The sequence below is a fragment of the Pedobacter sp. AC163 genome, from assembly GCF_979258665.1.
In genome coordinates, this window is the sequence record NZ_OZ409872.1 from 3,919,096 (window position 1) to 3,939,789 (window position 20,694).

Annotated in this window: 17 protein-coding genes; 5 read left to right on the forward strand and 12 right to left on the reverse strand. The window is 37.3% G+C overall.

Annotated features, from left to right (window positions below):
• Positions 1–34: 34 nt before the first annotated feature.
• The gene (locus ACZZZK_RS17025; RefSeq protein ID WP_463485149.1) at positions 35–667 is read right to left on the reverse strand and encodes a gluconate 2-dehydrogenase subunit 3 family protein; all 633 of its coding nucleotides are present in this window, start codon (positions 665–667) and stop codon (positions 35–37) included.
• An 11-nt stretch (positions 668–678) separates the two neighbouring features.
• Positions 679–2,415, reverse strand: a complete 1,737-nt coding sequence (locus ACZZZK_RS17030) for a GMC oxidoreductase (RefSeq protein WP_463485150.1) — start codon at positions 2,413–2,415, stop codon at positions 679–681.
• 280 nt (positions 2,416–2,695) lie between these two features.
• Here ACZZZK_RS17030 and ACZZZK_RS17035 point away from each other — a divergent pair, with 280 nt between their 5' ends.
• Entirely contained in the window at positions 2,696–3,883 is a 1,188-nt protein-coding gene (locus ACZZZK_RS17035) for a class I SAM-dependent methyltransferase (RefSeq protein WP_463485151.1), read from the forward strand.
• Between the two features lie 229 nt (positions 3,884–4,112).
• Here ACZZZK_RS17035 and ACZZZK_RS17040 read toward each other — a convergent pair whose 3' ends face one another.
• Positions 4,113–4,475 (reverse strand): DUF1304 domain-containing protein, encoded by a 363-nt coding sequence (locus tag ACZZZK_RS17040; RefSeq protein ID WP_463485152.1) that lies wholly within the window; start codon positions 4,473–4,475, stop codon positions 4,113–4,115.
• Positions 4,476–5,204: 729 nt separating this feature from the next.
• Between ACZZZK_RS17040 and dnaK the strand changes: the two genes are divergently transcribed.
• Together dnaK and ACZZZK_RS17050 are read left to right on the forward strand one after the other, a co-directional pair.
• On the forward strand, positions 5,205–7,109 hold the full coding sequence (gene dnaK / locus ACZZZK_RS17045; RefSeq protein ID WP_056848543.1) for a molecular chaperone DnaK: 1,905 nt from the start codon (positions 5,205–5,207) through the stop codon (positions 7,107–7,109).
• A 378-nt stretch (positions 7,110–7,487) separates the two neighbouring features.
• Positions 7,488–7,979, forward strand: a complete 492-nt coding sequence (locus tag ACZZZK_RS17050) for a hypothetical protein (protein WP_463485153.1) — start codon at positions 7,488–7,490, stop codon at positions 7,977–7,979.
• Between the two features lie 64 nt (positions 7,980–8,043).
• Here the strand turns inward: ACZZZK_RS17050 and ACZZZK_RS17055 are convergent, their stop codons facing one another.
• The 7 genes from ACZZZK_RS17055 to ACZZZK_RS17085 form a co-directional block, all read right to left on the reverse strand.
• Entirely contained in the window at positions 8,044–9,117 is a 1,074-nt protein-coding gene (locus ACZZZK_RS17055) for a phosphotransferase enzyme family protein (RefSeq protein ID WP_463485154.1), read from the reverse strand.
• Entirely contained in the window at positions 9,108–10,007 is a 900-nt protein-coding gene (locus ACZZZK_RS17060) for a nucleotidyltransferase family protein (RefSeq protein WP_463485155.1), read from the reverse strand. Before ACZZZK_RS17060 ends, ACZZZK_RS17055 begins: the two co-directional genes overlap by 10 nt.
• A gap of 135 nt (positions 10,008–10,142) precedes the next feature.
• The gene (locus ACZZZK_RS17065; protein ID WP_463485156.1) at positions 10,143–11,714 is read right to left on the reverse strand and encodes a helicase HerA-like domain-containing protein; all 1,572 of its coding nucleotides are present in this window, start codon (positions 11,712–11,714) and stop codon (positions 10,143–10,145) included.
• A 104-nt stretch (positions 11,715–11,818) separates the two neighbouring features.
• The gene (locus tag ACZZZK_RS17070) at positions 11,819–12,115 is read right to left on the reverse strand and encodes a chaperone modulator CbpM (RefSeq protein WP_463485157.1); all 297 of its coding nucleotides are present in this window, start codon (positions 12,113–12,115) and stop codon (positions 11,819–11,821) included.
• Between the two features lie 5 nt (positions 12,116–12,120).
• Positions 12,121–13,008, reverse strand: a complete 888-nt coding sequence (locus tag ACZZZK_RS17075; RefSeq protein ID WP_463485158.1) for a DnaJ C-terminal domain-containing protein — start codon at positions 13,006–13,008, stop codon at positions 12,121–12,123.
• A 160-nt stretch (positions 13,009–13,168) separates the two neighbouring features.
• The gene (locus ACZZZK_RS17080) at positions 13,169–15,586 is read right to left on the reverse strand and encodes an alpha/beta hydrolase family protein (protein ID WP_463485159.1); all 2,418 of its coding nucleotides are present in this window, start codon (positions 15,584–15,586) and stop codon (positions 13,169–13,171) included.
• Positions 15,587–16,569: 983 nt separating this feature from the next.
• Positions 16,570–16,986, reverse strand: coding sequence for a DUF1810 domain-containing protein (locus tag ACZZZK_RS17085; RefSeq protein ID WP_463485160.1), 417 nt, complete (start codon positions 16,984–16,986; stop codon positions 16,570–16,572).
• Between the two features lie 142 nt (positions 16,987–17,128).
• On the opposite strand from ACZZZK_RS17085, the gene ACZZZK_RS17090 reads away from it, so the two are divergent.
• Both ACZZZK_RS17090 and ACZZZK_RS17095 read left to right on the forward strand, forming a co-directional pair.
• The gene (locus tag ACZZZK_RS17090; protein ID WP_463485161.1) at positions 17,129–17,527 is read left to right on the forward strand and encodes a LytR/AlgR family response regulator transcription factor; all 399 of its coding nucleotides are present in this window, start codon (positions 17,129–17,131) and stop codon (positions 17,525–17,527) included.
• 114 nt (positions 17,528–17,641) lie between these two features.
• Positions 17,642–19,360: an FAD/NAD(P)-binding protein gene (locus ACZZZK_RS17095; RefSeq protein ID WP_463485162.1), complete on the forward strand. Its 1,719-nt coding sequence runs from the start codon at positions 17,642–17,644 to the stop codon at positions 19,358–19,360.
• A gap of 44 nt (positions 19,361–19,404) precedes the next feature.
• Here ACZZZK_RS17095 and ACZZZK_RS17100 read toward each other — a convergent pair whose 3' ends face one another.
• Complete coding sequence (locus ACZZZK_RS17100) at positions 19,405–19,992, reverse strand: DUF4142 domain-containing protein (protein WP_463485163.1); 588 nt, start codon at positions 19,990–19,992, stop codon at positions 19,405–19,407.
• A gap of 78 nt (positions 19,993–20,070) precedes the next feature.
• Positions 20,071–20,652 (reverse strand): DUF1543 domain-containing protein, encoded by a 582-nt coding sequence (locus ACZZZK_RS17105; RefSeq protein ID WP_463485164.1) that lies wholly within the window; start codon positions 20,650–20,652, stop codon positions 20,071–20,073.
• Between the last annotated feature and the right edge of the window lie 42 nt (positions 20,653–20,694).

Here is a 20,694-nt window from a genome sequence, read left to right on the forward strand (position 1 = left end):
AGAATTGGGTTTCTGGCTTCACTGAAGAGGAAAATTAAACTTTTACATTTTCCATTCCATATTGCTTCAATACATCAGCTGGTACACCAGTCCATTGGTTTGGTGCGTTTCCTGCATAACCAATATCTTTCACACCGATTTCTGTAGTGTAGAAACCAGAAGCCGTTAAGCTTCTCATTCGGTTAAAAAAAGTAACGCCTGCCCGAACTTCAGGTTTCGCCTTTTTTGGATAGGCAATTTCATCAATAATTGAAATTTGCTGTTCTGCAGAAGCATCTACAAAAGATCTGCTAAATTTATTGAAGCAATAAACGTCCAGCCATTTTAAGCCACCACGCATAGGCACTTTATGTTCGGGGATATCTTTTACAATAAATTCAATAAACTCTGGTACTTTGGCATCAGAGGCACTTCCAGAGACATCATCTTTAGGAATTATAATATCTGCTAAAACAGTTATGGTTGCCATTTCATGTTTAGTGAAATAAGTTTCCGCTTTTAGTTCTTTATCCCGGTCTATTTCCCACTGTTCACGTCCAGCCTCTGCTTTCGTTTCTTGTGGAATAGGTTTGTCGCCGGTGTTTTCGGGTTGCTTGCAGGCTTCTAATAACACTGCAGTACTTACTGCTGTTAAGCCAATTGCTTTTAGGGAATCACGTCTGTTCATGTTGTAATTCTTTAAATGTTTTGTTTTTTCTTTTGCGCTAAAATGTATTCTGCCGTACGCATGGAGAGCGCAAGAATAGTCCAGGTTGCGTTTTTATCACCTTGTTGTACAAATGGACCTGCATCAACAACAAAAAGATTTTTGCAATCGTGTGCCTGGCAATATTTGTTCAGTGCTGATTTTTTCGGGTCATCGCCCATGCGGATAGTACCCACTTCGTGAATGATTTTTCCAGGAGGTAATAAACCATAATTGGTTTCTGGCCCCTGGATTTCTGACGTAACCACGCCACCCATTTCTTTCATCATGTGAAGGAAAGTATCCTGCATGTGTTTAGCCTGTAGAATTTCTTCCTTTGCCCATTTATAGTGAAACCTGAGAACTGGAATTCCGAATTTGTCAACTGCATTTGGATCAATTTCGCAATAGTTATCTTCCCGGGCTATTGCGGTTCCTCGGCCTGCCATACCAACGGTGGTGCCATAAAAACGACGGTAATCATCTTTTAATGATTTTCCGTAGCCGCCAGCATCTTTCATTTTCCCATCTCTACCTGGAACCATGCCATTCATTTGCGTTACGCCGCCACCAAAACCATAAGCTGGCATGCCCATACCACCCCAATACTCGATGTGATATCCCCGAGGAAAATTGAGTTTTTTATTATCCAGCCACCATGGCGAATAGATGTGTACACTTCCTAAACCATCCTCATTATAACGTTTTCTATCCATTAACTGCGGAAGGAAACCTGAAACACTTACGCCGGTAGAATCATGTAAATACTTACCCACAATGCCACTGCTGTTTGCCAAGCCATTAGGATGTGACGAAGATTTCGAATTCAATAAAATACGGGCAGATTCGCAAGCACTGGCACCAAGGATAACCATTTTTCCATTTACCTGATATTCTTGTAAATCTTTTCTGTTTACATAAGAAACCCCTTTCGCCGATCCATCTTTATCAGTAATCACCTCACGCACCATGGCATCAGTAATAACCGTTAAATTCCCAGTCTTTACAGCCGGGATAACCAAACAAGAAGAAGAAGAGAAATCGCCGTAAACCTTACAGCTTCTTCCACACTGGCCACAATAAAAACAAGGAGCCCTATCGCTGTTATTAGGTAGCGGTTCTGTTAATACCGATCCACGACCAGCAATCACTTTAACGCCTGCTTTATCTGCTCCTTTTTTGATAAATAATTCAGTTAATCGTGGCTTTGGTGGTTTCATGAAGATTCCATCAGGCTCGTTTGGTAGTCCTTCTTTAGTGCCATAAATGCCAATCAAGCGATCAACTTTATCGTAAAATGGTTTAACATCATCGTAGGTAATTGGCCAATCATCTGTTAAACCATCTTTTGCCTGAAAATCCAGAGGACCCATTCTGAGCGATATTCTTCCCCAGTGATTCGTTCTGCCGCCAAGCATTCGAGATCTGAACCATTCAAATTCCGTTTTGTCTTTGGTAGTGTAGGGTTCTCCTTCCAATTCCCAGCCACCATATGAGGCATCAAAATCGCCAAACGGACGAACCGTACTTGCTCCTCTTCGTGGAGATTCCCAAGGCCACTTCAGTTGATGGGCATCTATTCTTGGATCGAAATATTGCCCTGCCTCAAGCATTAAAACTTTTTGTCCGGCATTGGCTAAAACATATGCCGCCATTCCACCACCAGCTCCAGATCCTACAATAATAGCATCATACACCGTTGGCGATTTTTTTATTTGAAATTCACTCATTTGTTTTGGTTAGAATTAAATGATATCCTAATCTAAAGCTAATTTTTAGGAAATAAAAGCAATTGTTCAATTTAGATGATTTGTGAGTAAACTTCATTTTAGTATGAACTAAATCGTATTAGGAAAATATTTTGCTTCATTTGATTAGAGACGGATATTTGATCTCATACTTAATCAGCTAATTAAGTGGTAAGCTAAAATAGTCGCTTCATTGTTACATTATTTATACGCCGCTATTCTCCAAATAAAATGAATTATCTTTGTGGTTTATTAATTATAGATGGTATTTTCAGAACAGATTGAACAATTTACTTCCGCTTTAGACTTAAGCTTATCTTCTAAAAACTTTGTGAAAGTTTCCCTGGGTAATTACAAAGGAAATGAAGAAGCGCTAAAGCAAATTCTGGTTCGCCCGGTTTTGATTAAACGAGAAAGTAAATTGGCTTTCACATTTCGGTACAAAACCCGTGATGTGGTGAAGAATCTTGATTTGAATGAAGGTATTAATTTAGTTTCTGAATACTTGACTACTGGTTTTAAAATCGGAACGCTTTTTACCACAGAGAGAGACTTAATTCTTGAAGAGCTGAATAATGGTAAAATTGTTTTGAGAGAAACTAAAGCTTCAACGAAAAAAGTTCCGACAGAGAATCATGATAAAGAAAAATCGAGATTGATAAAATCGGAGTCAAAACCTTATTTAACAGAACTAAAGATTACTGATGTTGATGGAAAGGTTTTTAAAAATGCACAGGACAAGTTCCGTCAGATTAACCATTACGTTGAAATTTTAAGTTCGTTAATTAAGGAACTACCTGAGGGAACCATTAAAAAAGTTGCTGATATGGGCTCGGGTAAAGGTTATTTAACTTTTGCCTTGTATGATTATTTACATTCAGTTTTAAAATTAAATTCTGAAGTTGTCGGGGTAGAGTATCGCCAAGATATGGTTGATTTGTGTAATTCAGTTGCCAGGAAATCTGCTTTCGATCAGCTTAATTTTGTTCAGGGAACCATTGAAGATTACAACGCTGAAGATGTGAATTTACTCATTGCACTCCATGCTTGTGATACCGCCACGGATGATGCGATATATAAAGGCATCAAAGCCAATGCTGAATTAATTGTTGTTGCACCATGTTGCCATAAACAAATCAGAAAAGAAATTGAGCAAAACAAAGTGAAAAACGATGTTTCATTTTTAACGAAGTACGGCATCTTCTTAGAACGTCAGGCTGAAATGGTGACCGATGGTATTCGTGCTTTAATTTTGGAATACTTCGGTTATAAAACGAAAGTTTTCGAATTTATTTCTGATGCACACACGCCAAAGAATGTACTGGTTGTAGGGATTAAGAGTAAGGATAAAGGAGCAAAGAATAAAGAAGAAATCCTCGAGAAAATTAAAGCAAGTAAAGCCTACTTTGGAATTGGTTATCATCATTTGGAACGACTTTTAAATCTATAGGATTTACCGATTTCGTCATTGCGAGGCACGACGCAACCTTGATGCATTCACTATTAAAACCCGTAGTAGCGAGATTGCTTCGTGCCTCGCAATGACGACCGTTTCAACGAACTTTTTATTCAAGAGCTTGTTTAGGAAAAATGACCATATAAGAAATGTAAGAAAATATAAGCCGAGCACTTAAATGGAACTTAAATGTCTTATATGGTTAGATGCCGATGTTATTAAATTATTTCAAATGCAATAAAATCATAGCTACCAAAGCTGGAATAGATTGTACGTAAAGAATTTTCTTACTTGCTGTTGTGGCGCCGTAAATACCTGCGATAATTACACAGGTTAAGAAAAATATCGCGACGTATAGTCTCCAGTGATGATCGGTAATGCAGAGCGACCAAATTAAACCGGCCGCCAAAAAACCGTTGTACAGGCCTTGGTTTGCGGCCAAGGTTTTTGTTTTTGGGAATAATTCTTCAGGGATGCTTTTGAAAACTTTTGGGGCTTTAGTTGTCCAGGCGAACATTTCTAGCCATAAAATATAAATGTGAATGGCGGCCACCAGGCCAATGATGATTTGTGCTGCTAATTGCATGATAATTTGATTTGGTAATTGAAGGTACAATAAATTCTGTCTTGGCCAGACAGGCATTTTTCTTTTTCTTGATAAAAAGAAACAAAAACCGAGCTTTTCTGCGAGCTCATGAATACCATTAAAAAAATAGACACTAATAATTAATCAAGGCTTGCGCCTGATTGGGTAAAAAGGCGTCAAATCGTTTTGAAACTAATTTGAGGGCTTTGCCTTTGCTCTAAATCGACTACACAGCCTGCAAATTCTTTTAGTTTGTGGTTTGTAAAAGGATTTGATAACGATTTCAACGATTTTCGCCACTCAGGCTGAGGCCAATTCTTGCTACTTTGAAAGGTTGTGGTAGGGGAAACGATCCCAAAAGCTACAAACTGCGTTCATAAACCCGATGGGAGTGAAAATACTTTTATTTGTTTTGAGAGTTGACAACTTTAATAGCTGATAAGGAAGAAAGTTGTCAACTCTACAAATAAAAGATTGAAACGTACAGCGGGACAGGTGATTCCGAAGAACTACTACTGTTCGTTTTCAAATTATTTAAATTGCCTTTCACTTTAGTCTTTCAGCTTTAACCTTTAGTCTTCTTTCTGTCATGCTGTCAGTAATAAAAGACATCATTTTTTACATTTTATCAGTCTTTTAGCAATAATTTCTGCCAAAACCCAATTGGCACAAGCATTGTTTAATAGCTGTAGAAATTATAATACTTTAAAAAGAGAAAACAAAAATACAATGGGAAAAATTATTGGAATAGACTTAGGAACAACAAACTCTTGCGTGAGCGTAATGGAGGGCAATGAGCCTGTAGTTATCGCGAACAGTGAGGGTAAACGTACTACACCGTCTATTGTTGCTTTTGCAGAAAACGGTGAGCGTAAAGTTGGCGAGCCTGCTAAACGTCAGGCTATAACCAACCCAACAAAAACGATATATTCGATTAAACGCTTTATGGGTAACAGCTACGACGAAAGTGCGAAAGAAGCTGGACGTGTACCTTATAAAGTTGTTAAAGGTGATAACAACACACCTCGTGTAGAAATCGACGACAGAAAATATACTCCACAGGAGATTTCTGCAATGATTCTACAAAAAATGAAAAAAACTGCTGAAGATTTCTTGGGGCAGGAAGTTACTGAAGCAGTTATTACTGTGCCAGCTTACTTTAATGATGCACAACGCCAGGCTACGAAAGAAGCAGGTGAAATTGCAGGTTTAACTGTAAAACGTATCATTAACGAGCCAACTGCAGCTGCTTTAGCTTATGGTTTAGATAAAGCACACAAAGACATGAAAATTGTTGTGTTCGATTGCGGTGGTGGTACACATGACGTTTCTGTTTTAGAATTAGGTGATGGCGTTTTCGAAGTAAAATCTACTGATGGTGATACGCACTTAGGTGGTGACGACTTTGACCACATCATTATCGATTGGTTAACTGAAGAGTTTAAATCAGAAAACAGCATGGACCTTGCGAAAGATCCAATGGCATTACAACGTTTAAAAGAAGCTGCTGAGAAAGCTAAAATTGAATTATCAAGCACAACTTCTACAGAAATTAACTTGCCGTATATTACTGCTGATGCTAGCGGCCCTAAACACTTAGTACGTACATTATCTCGTGCTAAATTTGAGCAATTAGCTGATAGCTTAATTAAACGTACTATCGAGCCTTGTAAATCTGCATTGAAAAATGCTGGTTTAAGCACAAGCGATATCGACGAAATTATCTTAGTAGGTGGTTCAACTCGTATCCCTGCAATTCAGGATGCTGTTAAAGCTTTCTTCGGTAAAGAGCCAAGTAAAGGTGTTAACCCTGATGAGGTTGTAGCAATTGGTGCTGCTATTCAAGGTGGTGTGTTAACTGGTGATGTAAAAGATGTATTGTTATTAGACGTTACACCTTTATCATTAGGTATCGAAACTATGGGTGGTGTAATGACTAAATTAATCGAGTCGAACACAACTATCCCAACTAAAAAATCGGAAACTTTCTCAACTGCAGCTGATAACCAGCCTTCAGTAGAAATCCACATTTTACAAGGTGAGCGCCCAATGGCTGGCCAAAACCGTACAATTGGTCGTTTCATTTTAGATGGTATTCCACCAGCACCTCGTGGTGTGCCTCAAGTAGAAGTATCTTTTGATATTGATGCGAACGGTATTTTACACGTAAGTGCAAAAGATAAAGCTACTGGTAAAGAGCAAAAAATCCGTATCGAAGCATCTTCAGGTTTAACTGATGCTGAGATCAAAAAAATGAAAGAAGAAGCTGAAGCTAATGCAGCAGATGATGCTAAGCAAAAAGAAGAAGCTGATAAAATCAACGGTGCTGATGCTTTAATCTTCTCTACTGAGAAACAATTGAAAGAGTTTGGTGATAAATTATCTGCTGATAAAAAAGCGCCAATCGAAGCTGGTTTAGAGAAATTAAAAGCAGCTCACTTATCTCGTAACTTCGCAGATATCGATGCAGCTTCTGCTGAATTGCAAGCAGCATGGAACGTAGCTTCTGAAGAAATGTACAAAGATGGCGGTCAGCCTCAAGGTGGTGAGCAACCACAAGCTGATGGTCAGCCTCAAGGTGGCGGTGACAATGTTACTGATGTTGATTTCGAAGAAGTAAAAGAAGAGAAATAAGTCTTTGAGTCTTCAGTCCTGAGGCGAAAGTCTTGGGAGTATAAAATAAAAGCGTCCCGATGTGAAAATCGGGACGCTTTTATTATAAGTCGTCATTGCGAGGTACGAAGCAATCTTAATGCGCTTGTTATTTCATCTAAAGTTGTAGGATTGCTTCGTACCTCGCAATGACGACTTTTTTTTTGGGGAAATGAACGGTTCGGTACTTTTCGGAAACTGCAGCCCCGCTTTATCTTTTGGCAGAAAAAACCAAAAGTATGCCACTACAATCGGGTTTAGGGATAATACGATTAGGTATTTTAGAATAGCTTTTGCTAAAAATGAATAATTAGAATAGAGTTTAGTACCTTTTCTGAAAGTTTATCAAAGTAACTCATTATGGGATTAAATGTATACGGAATTGCGATTGGCGCTAAAATATCAAATGTTTTAAGAGGAGCACAACAGTTAAATATTTCTACTGTTACCGAAGTTAATGGTGATTTTGCTTTTGAGAATGCAACCAGTAGTTTTGAAAATGATGACGAAATGTTTGTTACTGAAATTTTAAGCGGAACTTTATTAACCTTTAGTGACGTTTTAATAGTCTATAATTTAAAACTAGAAAACTTCCATAAACATGGAAAGGTATTAAAGTTTTTAATAAGCGAAACGTCAATGACATTTGCCTTTGAATATTATGATAATGGAAAATTGATTAGAAGTGGTGTAAGTGACAATGGAGTAAGGATAAAGGATGAAGAATTTGGTGTTCTACTTGAAATTGAAGAATATGAATCAGATTATTCGGAAATTATTATGCTGCTATCATCCCAAATAACGGGCAAGGCAATAGATGAGATTGATCCTAGTACCAAATCCAAAAAATAGCTGTTAGCTATGTGAAATCATTAATCAATTTCATCGCCAGTTGGCTTAGCAAACCGAATATAGATTATAAACACTCTTCAATCATTCCCTGTAAAACTTTTTCATTTTCAGACAGTTCGCTTAGTAGCTTAAATTGATTTTTTGTTCTATCTAAGTTTTGTGTAGGGTATGAGATAGTATAATACACGTTTCCATTGAGATAATCGGTCAAAAATCTCAGGGCTTGCATGTATATAATATATTTTCCTGAAAATAAAATGAGTTCTTTCTCAGTCTCAGTAAGGATGCTTTTCATTTCTGATAAATAACCCTTAACCATGGCTTCAAAATAAGGGAGCCTGATCTTAATTCTGCTTAAATCAGTTTCATTTTCCGAATAAGCACAAAGATAAGTACGCATCATATCGCCTAAGTCGGAAATGAATTTCCCAGGCATAATAGTATCAAGGTCGATTACGCAAACACCGATATAAGTTTCGGCATCTAGAAGTACGTTGCTGATTTTTGTATCGTGATGCATTACACGATCAGGAAAGTCGCCACGATGCGCATAGGAATTGTAATAATCAAGAATATAGCGGTGATGGAGCGCACTGTCTATTTCTAGCTTCGCCAAGCCTTTAAATTGTTTGCTGGTTTGGTTCAAAGCCAGCATAAACTGCTCATAACGCAAACCCAAATCATGAAAGCCTGGTATGGTAGGTTTAAGTGAGGTGGTATTGAAATTATTTAATAACCTGCTTAATTTTCCAAATTGTTTTGCTGCTTCATAAGCTTGTTTCGGATCACTTAATACGTCAAGCGAAACTGTATTAGAAACGAATGGCAGCATCCTCCAATATTCGTTCTGAATTAAAGCCATTTCTTCGCCACTTAGGGTAGAAATTGGCTTAATAAATAGATAATCTTTGTAATTTTTTGATAAATAATCAGCTATTGCTTTGAGATTATTGGCAATTGCTTGTGGATTTTTAAAAACCGAAGTATTAATGTTTTGAAGGATATACTTTTTGTCTTCCGATAGGGGCGAAAGCAAATAAGTACGGTTAATTAAACCCGTACCTATTTGTGTTATTTGAATATTTTCTTTGGTATATCCGTATGCGCTTAAAACTTCAGAGTCTAAATCTAGCTCCATAATTTGGTCGGATATGTTCCGTTTTTAACCAATTGATCAATAGAATCCTGAACGAAAGGTTTATCTTCTTTATAGGTTACACCAAACCATTTGTTAGAAGTTGGTACTACTTTAAAAGTTGCGGTATTACTTTTAACCAGGTTTTCGCCAATTAAAGGAATAAAAAATTCTGCTTTAGGTTTATCTTTGTTTGCCTTTGCAAACTCAACAAATAATTCTTCAGTAATTTTGAAAACAGCAGGAGTAAAGCCCCAGAAGTTCATTGAAACTGGTGTGCTAAAATCTAATGGAAATTCTTCTTCATCTTCCTCATAGAAAATTTTTCCATCTTTAGGGTAAACTTTTGTACGTTCCACAATTTCGGTTAAGTTGCCCGATTCATCTACTTTACAAACTCCTCTTGATACGGCTCCAAACTCAGAAAGTGTTTTTCCTATTTCATAACCAATGATCGAGAAATTGCTATCTGTAGCTTCGTTATTTAAAAAGTCAGCCATCTTTTTGAAAGCATCAAAGCCATAATAGTCATCAGCGTTAATTACGCAAAATGGCTCTTTAACTGCTTCTCTGCCAGATAAAATAGCGTGAGCTGTTCCCCATGGTTTTTCTCTGTAAATTTCTTCCTCGATACCAAACTGCTTTAAGTCGAAGTTTTGAAAAACATAGTCTGTTTCAATTTTTCCTTGGAGTTTAGGTTCGAAAATAGCTTTGAAATTTTCTACAAATTCTTCTTTAATGATAAATACAACTTTACCAAAGCCAGCGTTAATAGCATCGTAGATTGAATAATCAATAATGGTTTCGCCATTCGGGCCAAAGCCATCAATTTGTTTCATACTTCCATAACGGCTTGCCATTCCAGCTGCCAGTATTAATAAGGTAGGTTTCATTCTTTATCTTTTTTTTATGATCTAATCTCTTTTGCTACAATTAATATCAGTAGCTAGAGAACATTACATCGCGAAAATACTCTTTTGAGCGTTAATTATTATATAGGTGTTTTGTACTATTGCATTAAATTTATCTTAAAAACCAAAGAAGCCACCGCTTTTACTTCTTGTTTTTTTCCCTGTTAGCATACCGAAAATTCCTCTTACAATTTCTTTACCAATTTGGCGTGTAATTGTAGCGCCCATTACCTGTTCAACAATACTTTTTTCACCAGGCTTTGGTTTGTTTTCGGCTTCCTCTTGTTTTTTTGCCTCAACTTCTTGTTTCTCTTGTTCGGCCGCGGCAGTTTGTTCGTTAATTCGTTTGGTTAAAATATCATAAGCACTCTCCGGGTCGATCGCGTCTTTGTACTTCGCATACATCTGACTTGATTGAATCACTTTATCAAAATCTGCAGTAGTCAACGGACCCATCAATGCCCGCGGAGGGGTAAGCATGGTTGCCGAAACTTCTGTAGGGATTCCTTTCTCATTCAGTACCGTAATTAATGCCTGACCAGTACCCAGCGAAGTTAATACCTTATCGATTTCGTAAAATTCTGATTTTGGATAAGTGTTTACCGTTTTCTTAAGTGCATCCACATCGTTTGGTGTAAATGCTCTCAAAGCATGTTGCACTCGGTTGCCGAGCTGTCCTAACACACTTTCGGGTACATCTGTTGGCGCTTGTGTACAAAAGAAAACGCCAATTCCTTTTGATCTGATTAATCTGATTATGGTTTCGATTTGCTCTAAAAAAGCCTTCGATGAATTCTTAAATAATAAATGGGCTTCATCGAAAAAGAACACGAGTTTTGGTTTATCCAAATCGCCAACCTCGGGCATTGTATTAAATAACTCTGCTAATAAACTCAATAAAAAGGTGGAGTATAAAACGGGTTGGTTTTGAACATCTGAAATATTTAACAGACTAATTATTCCTTTTCCATCTACACGTTCAAATAAATCCTGGATATCAAATGATTTTTCTCCAAACATTCCGCCTAAACCCTGCTGCTCAATGGCCACAATTTTTCGAAGAATGGTGCCAGATGTTGAGGTAGAAATGCTGCCGTAACTTTCCTTAATTTCTGCTGCACCAGCACCTTCAGAAAGATAAGAAACCAGCTTTTTTAAATCATTTAAATCAATAATCGGCATTTTATTGTCGTCGGCATATTTAAAAATTACTGCCATTACGCCCGATTGCGTATCGTTTAAATCCAACACCTTTGATAAAAGGGTAGGCCCAAACTCCAAAACGGTAGCCCTCATTTGAGCACCCATTTTGCCAGACAAAGAATATATTTCTAATGGAAATCCCGAAGGAGAAAAAGCTTTATTTAGCTGTTGAGATCGTTCTTCAATTTTTGGATTGATGGTTCCCGCTTGGTTTAAACCCGATAAGTCACCCTTTACATCCAACATGAAAACCGGAACACCCGCATCTGAAAGTTGCTCCGCAAGTAACTGTAGTGTCCTTGTTTTTCCGGTACCGGTAGCACCAGCAATGAGCCCATGTCTATTCATCATCTTTAAAGACAGGTTTACTTCTGCAGCTCCGTAAACTTCCCCATCTAACATTCCTGCTCCTAAATAAATATAAGAGCCAGTTGGTGCATAAGATAATTTTATTTTTTCGATGAACCTGGAAGACAAATCACTCATTTTTTAAAAATTAGATTGCCAATTTAAGAAACTAATCTTAAAAAGAATGCGTTTTGGTCGCTGCTTTTACGGCAAATTTTTGCACAAACGATTGTCTTTGCTAATTAATTGATTTGCTTATAATAATTTAGTTCGTTTCTGAGAGATAGAATCTCTTCCTGCATATCGTTTAACTGAGTTAATAAATGAGCAACAGCATGCAAGCCTTCCAGGTTAATGTCTAAATCGTGGCTCAAACGCAGATATTTTTCCAGCTTTGAAAGTTCATCACTATCCAGCCAAATGCTTTTTTTGATTACTGTAGTGTGAATCAAACCAAAGTCTTCTAAAGACTGAATAAAATTTATTTGTACCTGATGATGTACGCAAACATCCTCAATTGATATCAGATTGTTTTCCATATTGGTTAGCTTTTGGAAAGTTTTTCGAATAATTCTTTTTGTTCAGGATTAAGATTGGTCGGCAACTTAACCTGCCACTTTACATATAAATCACCGAATTGATCTTCTTTTTTGTAAATAGGAAAACCTTTTCCTTTTAAACGTAAGGTGGTATCAGGTTGGGTACCTTCGGGTATTTTTAATTTCACTTTTCCGTTAAGGGTTTCAACAATTTTTTCTCCTCCTAAAATTGCAGTGTATAAATCTACCTCTTCCTGTATATAAATATCATTGCCCTTTCTTTTAAATCGGGGATGGTCGCTGATATTAAATTTGATGTATAAATCTCCGGGAGGGCCATTATTTACGCCTGGCGCTCCATATCCTGTCAATTTAATTTTTTGTCCATTTTCTACTCCAGCTGGAATGCTGATACGAACTTGTTTTCCATTAACCGTCAAAGTTTGCTTGTGCGTAGTGTAAGCATCTACTAAATTAAGCTGTAAATCGGCATTATAATCCTGCCCTTTAAATGGAGAATTGCGACTGCTGCGACCGCCACCGCCGCCAAACATGGATGAAAAAAAATCAGAGAAGTCTTCTCCGCCAAAACCGCCAGAGTAACTGCTACCACCACCTGGAGACTGATATTGCCGGCGCTGTTGTTCCTGTGCATCTAGCTGATCAGCGTGCTGCCAATCTTTTCCGTACTTATCGTATTTTTTCCGCTTATCAGGATCACTTAAAACTTCATTGGCCTCATTTATCTGCTGGAATTTTTTGTTGGCCTCTTCATTATTTGGATTTAAATCGGGATGATGTTTTCTGGCTAACTTTCGATATGCTTTTTTGATATCATCAGTTGAGGCATCTTTTTTTAAATCAAGGATTTTATAGTAATCGATATAGTCCATGGCATTTAAACAAATAAGTAGTTGTAATGTTCAATTTTGATGAGATAAATGTAAGTCTAAATGACAGAATTTTTGGAATAAAAAATGATTCGGAATTCATTGGGCATAAAAAAAGCTCCGAAAAATTTCGGAGCTTTTAAATTATAACGATAAAGAGAAATTATTTTTTGCCTTTAACATATTTTTCCAGCCATTGGTCTTCTTCCCAAAGGGTGTGGAGGATATTTTCTTTACCACGGTATCCATGCGCTTCATAAGGCAAGAATACAAAACGTGTAGTTCCGCCTGCACCTTTTATGGCATTGAACAAACGCTCACTGTTAATTGGGAATGTTCCTGGGTTATCATCAGAATCACCGTGAATTAATAGAAGCGGTGTTTTTATCTTGTCTGCATAACTAAAAGGACTCATCTCATAATACAATTGTGGTACCTGCCAGTATGTGCGTTCCTCATTTTGAAAGCCAAATGGCGTCAAAGTTCGGTTATAAGCACCACTTCGGGCAATTCCTGCTGCAAAAAGATCGGTGTGGGCCAATAAATTAGCGGTCATAAAAGCACCATAACTATGGCCGCCTACAGCCATCCGTTTTTTATCTCCAACACCTAAATCAGATAGCTTTTTTATTGCAGCTTCTGCATTTAACTTTAACTGTTCTATAAAAGTATCGTTAGGCTTTTTACCATCTTTTGCTACGATTGGCATTTCTGCATTATCTAAAATGGCATATCCCCGAGTTACCCAATAAATTGGTGAACCCCAACTAATGGCGGTAAATTTATCTTTCGAGCCCCGAATTTGGGCAGCATCTGCTGCAGAATTAAACTCACGTGGGTAAGCCCAAATCAATGTTGGTAATGGTCCGTCTTTTTCTTTGTTATAACCTTTTGGTAAATATAAGTCGCCAGTTAAATCTACACCATCGGCACGTTTGTAAGATATTTTTTCTTTGGTAATGCCGTCTAGCGAAGGATATGGGTTTGCAAAATCAGTGATTGGCTGATCTGCTATCCGAAGCATTAAATTTTTTATAAAATAGTTAGGGACCAATTTCTTACTTTCCTTACGGGTAAGTAAAACCAATTTATCAGGATTAATTACGTCACTCACATATTCGAAAGTTCCTTCTGCGCTTCGCCAAATGATCTCATTCTTTTTGGTTGATAAATCAAATTTAGCTAAGAAAGGTAAATCACCTTTTTCTGATGAGCCCACAGGATTATTCATCAATAATTTTGTGCCGTTATCAACAGTTTTAATTACCTGACGACCAAACTTGTTTTTTACCGTAACAGGCGAGCCTGGATTCCCGTAAGCATCTGTTTGGTTGCGGCTATATAATTCTTCAACAGCTCCGGTTGCTGGGTTGTATCTGCTCACTTTAGAAGTTTGTTTGCTTCTCAAGCCTTCCATAATTAAGGCAAGGTTTGCATCGCCCCACTGTACTCCACGGAAACGAGTTTGCGTTTTAAACAATTCTTTTTCTGTTCCGGTAAATGGAGCACTTAAAGCATAAACCGCATCATGGAATGGTACATTCTTTTTGATTAAGCCACTGTCAAGCGGTTTCGCCCAAACGATGGTTGCAGGTTCATCATCTCTCCAATCAAAGCCGCGAGCCACATTTTGTGTGTTGTCGTAACCTGATGGCGTTCCTTCTGATGATGGTAATTCGGCAATAACTTTTACCGGTTTACCTGTTAAATCGGTAATGGTTACTGTTGATGGAAAGCCAAAAGCCGAAACCAGGTAAGAAAACGGTTTGCGAATGGTTTCTACCATCATGTAGTTTTTATCTGGAGAGATATTTACGCGTTGATAAATGGCTGGCTTGCCAATAGGTGTTTCTACACCAGCAGTATTTTTAACCAGTTGCGAAGTCGCAAAGAATTCGAACAGTTGCTCATCAAAAGGAGATTTAATCAAATCCTGGTAGGTAGCACTTGGGGCAGCCTTTCCTAAATTTTGTTGGATGGTTGGGCCTTTTGGCATCAATGGTTTTGTTGGTGCTGCACTTGCTGGTTTAGTAACCGTGCGATAAACAATGGTATTGTCATTTAACCAGGTTAAGCCACTTCCTAAAACGACGTTTAAAAATGCTTTGTTAATTTTCATGGCTTTTTTTGTCGCCATATCAATCACGTATAAATCAACACCTTTCTGTGTAGTGTTTGTAAAAGCAATTTTATTCTCCGCCGGATTCCAGCTAATGTTGCCTGCATACAGCGGACTTGGCAAACCGGTAACCTGAAAAGTTTGGTTTGACTTGATGTTTTTCAGACTGAAATTGTTTATATAGTTCTGTCTGCTGGGAGAATAGTTGTTGGGGTTTAGCCTTAATCCCGCAATACGATATTCTGGCATCGCCAACTCTTCAACAGAAGGATAAGAGTTGCGTTCGCTAAATAATATCCACTCGGCTTTACCATCTATACTTACACCCGGAGTAGGTTTTGCCAGTAATAAATCGGCTATTTCTTTTGGGGGAGTTTGATAACTAATAGCATCTTGCGAATTTGCATGAATTGAAATGCACACTCCTGCTATTAAAAAATAAAATCGTAGTTTTTTAATCATTTCCTTGGTTTTAGTTGAAATATGAGAAGTTCAAATATTGGAAAATTTAATTTTATTAAGCGTAACTTCTTATTTACAACAATGTTTATTTCGTTAACGCCGGATACTGATTTTGGATGGAAGTTATGGAGTTTTTTATAACTAATTTTAATACTTCTATATTAATATCTCCCAGTTTTTTTACATAAACGCAGGATTTGGCCGCTTTATGTTTTCCAAGTTGCGAAAGCAGCTCTTCTTTATCAGACACCTCGTCATTCTCGCGAAGGCGGGAATCTTAAAGCAGTATAAAGGAATGGGATTAAGATCCCCAGGCATGCTGAGGATGACGACCGTTCACGGTTTTTGGATATAAAAATTATTAAAAAAGATAGTCGTCATTACCTGCCGTCGACAGGCAATGACGGAAATAATAATGTCAATGGTAGATAATTGAAGGATTAATTTAATAAATGATTTCAAAATAATTATTATGCTTTTGACAATCAACCATTAAGCATTGAAGTAGATAGGCTAAACGACTTAGATCAGTAGAAATAAGAATAGCCACTCATTTTGAAATAAGTGGCTATCTTTTTTTTAAAAGGATTTCCCTTTTTATGGTGTGCCTGCCCTCCGCGGATCACCCGCTCACAGGACTTTTTTTGTCTCTTGTTTATGGAAAACAATTTAGTGAAATGTTAGTTTGGTTGAAAAAAATAATTTTACACAAAACGAAATAAATGTTGATAACTCAAAGGCCAATCTTAAATATCTACTAGCGAGTATGGCTAATCTGTTTGCATCAGTTTCATATAGTGAAATTGTACAGAAATTGAAGTCTGTAGAAGTTCAATATTTTATTTGTCGATCTTTTAATATAGATAGAACAAAAAAAGGATAGGCATTAAGCCTATCCCATATCTAAACCCAAACATGCGCTCAAACATGAATGAATTATAATTGAAACAGCAAATTAGCACATTGGTTTTAATCTATCCAAATTATTGCGTGCAAATTTCAATTGTTTTTATATCTGGCCTGCCGCTGAAAAAGGTCTGCAATGCGGTATTAAATAATGCATCGCTTCCAGGTATCAAAGAAAATAATGTCATCGATGAGTGAAATTTCAAATCGTCAGGAGATCCAAAAATTTCATGGGCAGTTTTGTTTTTATGTTTGATCACTTCCGCTGTAATTTCTATTAATCTTTTTCCTAATATTGGATGCTCCAAAAAATCTTGGGCTTCTTTTAAATCGCGTAATGCATAAAATTTAGCGGTTTCACTGTGGCCTAGGCCCATAATTTGAGGAAATATATACCACATCCAATGACTGGTTTTCTTTCCTCTCTTTATTTCTGAAAGCGCTAGTTCATGGTCGTTTTCCTGTGCCGAAAGAAATCTTTCTAATCGTGCCATAGCTCGTTATTGTTTTTATAACTATAATTAAATCAAGAAGGTTTTCGATGATAAAGAAGTGAAAACATCGATGTAGTCAAAAAACTACAGGTTGTAACGCAATATTTGGCTTATGGTTTGCTCCTATCGTAAAAAAATCTAAATGGACTACTCAAAAAATACTTTATATAAATGTGTAATCGTTGATGATGATCAACTCAGCATAGATGTTCTCGCCAACTTCCTAGATCAAATACCAGGGCTGCATGTAACCGAAACTTATACCGAACCAGCTGAAGCTATTATTAACATTAAAGATGAAGATAAGATCGACTTTTTATTTTTAGATATTAAAATGGATATCAGTGGGTTGGATGTTGCAAAGGTACTTCGCGATAAAGTGAGGTTTATATTTTTTGTAACCTCCTACGATCAATACGCTTTAGAGGCCTTTGGAGCTAACGGAGACATGTTTCTAGTGAAGCCGGTGATCTTTTCTAAACTTCAGGCCGCAATTAATGAGGTTTTGCATCGAGAAAACCGTCAAAAGGTGATGCGCTAAGCGAGCTGGTTTTTAACATTGCATCAAAACAATTTTCGCTTTTAATGATTGTAAGAAAGGTTTCTTTATAATTCAAAGAAACTTTTTAATTATATCGCCTTTTCACATCATTAAATGAGCCTAAAAACTACTAAAAAAAGAATTGCTATACTTGGTGGAGGCCCCAGTGGCCTTTTTATGTATAAGAGACTTATTGAGTCTGAACTAAAAAATCTGGAGATAGAAATTTTTGAACGGAAAGCACATCTTGGCTCCGGTATGCCTTACAGTAGTGAAGGTGCAGAAGTAGAACATATTACAAATGTATCTGATAATGAAATACCCATTATTTTCAATTCTATAGAAGATTGGGTTAAAATTGCCCCAAAAAGTATTTTAAAAAAGTTCGACATCGATTCTGAAAAATTTAATGAATACAAGGTTTTGCCTCGATTATTTTTTGGAGAATACCTTTCTGCACAATTCGATTTGCTGATCAAACAAGCAGAAAAGAAATCTATCATTACAAAAGTTCATTTAAACACCACCATAACGGATGTTCTGGATGATAAAGGCACAAAAAAAGTTACGGTAAAAGTAGATGGAAAAGAGGATGGGATTTTTGATGAAATTATAATTTGTACCGGTCACAATTGGCCCAAAAGACATGAAGGGAAAATTCCGAACTATTTCGATTCGCCATACCCACCAAAAAAGTTGGCTTTACGTTGTAACCATTCTATAGCACTTAAAGGATCATCTCTTACCGCGGTTGACGCTATACGAACACTTGCCCGAAGCAACGGGACGTTTACACAGAATGACGATGGGACCTATCTTTTCAAATTGGATGCTGATAGCAGTAAATTTAAAATTATCATGCACTCCAGAAATGGCCTTTTACCAGCCATTCGGTTTCATTTGGAGGATAGCCATTTAGGAAAAGATAATACGCTCACCAAAAAGCAGGTACAAGATCATATCAAGAAAAATGGAGGTTTTATATCCCTGGATTTTGTTTTTGACCGAAACTTTAAACAACAATTTAAAAAGAAAGAGCCGAAGTTTTACGAACGGATAAAAGATATGGATCTTGAAACATTCGTAGAGGCCATGATGGATTATCGGGAGAAATTGCCGCCATTCGATTTGTTTAAGAAAGAATATGCGGAAGCAGAAAAATCGATCGAAAAAAGAGAATCAATTTATTGGAAAGAGGTTTTGGCAGTATTGAGTTTTGCCATGAATTACCCTGCAAAATATCTTCCTGCTGAAGATATGCAAAGGCTTCAAAAAGTATTAATGCCACTCATTTCAATTGTAATTGCATTTGTTCCTCAAAGTTCTTGTCGCGATTTAATGGCGCTCCACGATGCCGGGGTGCTCGATATTGTATCTGTTGGCGAAGATAGCAGGGTAGAGCCAAATCCTAAAGGAGGTGCTACTTACCACTATGAAGACGAAAATGGGAAGCCAATTGCCGAGCATTATAAAATGTTTATCGATTGTGTAGGGCAGCCTCATTTATCTTTTGAAGATTTCCCTTTTCAAGGTTTAATTGATGGGGGCATTGTTAGCCCTGCAAAATTGAACTTTAAGGATATTAAAAAAGGAAGTGAAGCGTACAAAAAAGGGAATAAATTAGTAGAGAAAACTGAGAATGGGCATTTCTCTCTCCGTGTTCCAGGGATTACCATTAACGATTATTTTCAGGTAGTGGATGAAGACGGTACTGCCAGTGAACGTGTTTATATTTTAGCCGTTCCCTACATAGGTGGGTATAATCCTGATTATTCGGGGATTGACTTCTGCGAGGCGGCATCCGAACAGGTAATGAAAAAACTAAGTGCATAAAAAAATCGAGGCGTCTGCCTCGATTTTTTTATTGGGATGGAAATTTATTTCATTCCATCTTTAATTTTATTGATCATAGTTAAATGCGTTTGTACTACCGGAGCCGTTTTGGTAGCAAAAGCTTTAAGTTCTGCATCAGCGCCATCTTTCGATTCATCTTCCATCAATTTTAAAGTCGATTTATGTCCATCAACCATGGCATCAACATAAGCTTTATCAAAATCAGATCCTGACTTTTTACTTAAATCGTCCATTTTCTTTTTGTGGTCATCATCAACAGTCGATGGTAAAGTGATATTTTTAGCAGCTGCAATTTCCATTAATTCGGTATTTGCTTTTCCGTGATCATTTACCATCATGGTAGCAAACTCTTTTACCTGTGCATTGCTGCTTTTTTGTAGGGCAAGTTTGCCCATTTCAACTTCTGCCATTCCGCCTACTGCTGCCTGTGTTGCAAATTTTGCATCTTCATTGTCAACTGATATGCCACCAGTTGCAGCCGTGTTGCTTGTGGTATCTTTACTCATGTTTAAGCTATCAGCTGTTTCTTTGGCGTCTTTATTTCCACCGCCACATGCTTGAAATGCTAAGGCCGAAACGGAAACGGCCATCAAATAAACTAACTTTTTCATATTATTGGTTTTTGTTGTAAACTAATAACATGTTTTTTTTAGAAAGGTTTAGCTTAGATATTTAAGGAGTACGTATTTCTAGATTTTATCGAGTTTAAAATAACCTAAATGAATCTCATCATCAGGAAGGGTAGCGTCTGGTGTAATCTTAATATGGTATTTTTCTTTATGCTGCGGACTTAGTATATCCTCAACCCGGTAAATGTCATCAATGTCGATACCATATTTTTCATCAATATGGGAGTTGGCGCCTTTAACTGAATTAGTCTTAAAAAAAACAGTTTTCTTTGCGTCCTGAATGGCCGAGGCCCGATCATCTTTTACGCCAAGAACGATATAATGTTGTTCTTCTAACTTCCCGGATTGATAACCACCGAGGTTGATAAAAAATAGTTTATGGGGAGCGGATGAATGGTCAGCCGTTCGAGGCTTAACTTCAATTCGAAAACCATCAACCTGGTTTACCTCACGCCAGCCATCGATATGAATACTATTGCCAGCCTCAGGCCAAAATGCTTTAATTTCTGGCACCAATTCTTTTAATGAATTGGCAATGCCGAAGAAATAATCGTGTTGCTCCACATTTCTTTTGGGCGCCTTTGAGCCCAACAGTAACATATATAACTTGGGATTTCCGTTTTCTGATGACTGATTGTTCATATTGCTAAATTATATTAACTATAACCAGCAAACCCTGTTATC

Coding starts and splice junctions, on each gene's coding strand:
- ACZZZK_RS17025 (WP_463485149.1), bottom strand. CDS start 667: ATGAACAGACGTGATTCCCTAAAAGCAATTGGCTTAACAGCAGTAAGT.
- ACZZZK_RS17030 (WP_463485150.1), bottom strand. CDS start 2,415: ATGAGTGAATTTCAAATAAAAAAATCGCCAACGGTGTATGATGCTATT.
- ACZZZK_RS17035 (WP_463485151.1), top strand. CDS start 2,696: ATGGTATTTTCAGAACAGATTGAACAATTTACTTCCGCTTTAGACTTA.
- ACZZZK_RS17040 (WP_463485152.1), bottom strand. CDS start 4,475: ATGCAATTAGCAGCACAAATCATCATTGGCCTGGTGGCCGCCATTCAC.
- dnaK (WP_056848543.1), top strand. CDS start 5,205: ATGGGAAAAATTATTGGAATAGACTTAGGAACAACAAACTCTTGCGTG.
- ACZZZK_RS17050 (WP_463485153.1), top strand. CDS start 7,488: ATGGGATTAAATGTATACGGAATTGCGATTGGCGCTAAAATATCAAAT.
- ACZZZK_RS17055 (WP_463485154.1), bottom strand. CDS start 9,117: ATGGAGCTAGATTTAGACTCTGAAGTTTTAAGCGCATACGGATATACC.
- ACZZZK_RS17060 (WP_463485155.1), bottom strand. CDS start 10,007: ATGAAACCTACCTTATTAATACTGGCAGCTGGAATGGCAAGCCGTTAT.
- ACZZZK_RS17065 (WP_463485156.1), bottom strand. CDS start 11,714: ATGAGTGATTTGTCTTCCAGGTTCATCGAAAAAATAAAATTATCTTAT.
- ACZZZK_RS17070 (WP_463485157.1), bottom strand. CDS start 12,115: ATGGAAAACAATCTGATATCAATTGAGGATGTTTGCGTACATCATCAG.
- ACZZZK_RS17075 (WP_463485158.1), bottom strand. CDS start 13,008: ATGGACTATATCGATTACTATAAAATCCTTGATTTAAAAAAAGATGCC.
- ACZZZK_RS17080 (WP_463485159.1), bottom strand. CDS start 15,586: ATGATTAAAAAACTACGATTTTATTTTTTAATAGCAGGAGTGTGCATT.
- ACZZZK_RS17085 (WP_463485160.1), bottom strand. CDS start 16,986: ATGGCACGATTAGAAAGATTTCTTTCGGCACAGGAAAACGACCATGAA.
- ACZZZK_RS17090 (WP_463485161.1), top strand. CDS start 17,129: ATGGACTACTCAAAAAATACTTTATATAAATGTGTAATCGTTGATGAT.
- ACZZZK_RS17095 (WP_463485162.1), top strand. CDS start 17,642: ATGAGCCTAAAAACTACTAAAAAAAGAATTGCTATACTTGGTGGAGGC.
- ACZZZK_RS17100 (WP_463485163.1), bottom strand. CDS start 19,992: ATGAAAAAGTTAGTTTATTTGATGGCCGTTTCCGTTTCGGCCTTAGCA.
- ACZZZK_RS17105 (WP_463485164.1), bottom strand. CDS start 20,652: ATGAACAATCAGTCATCAGAAAACGGAAATCCCAAGTTATATATGTTA.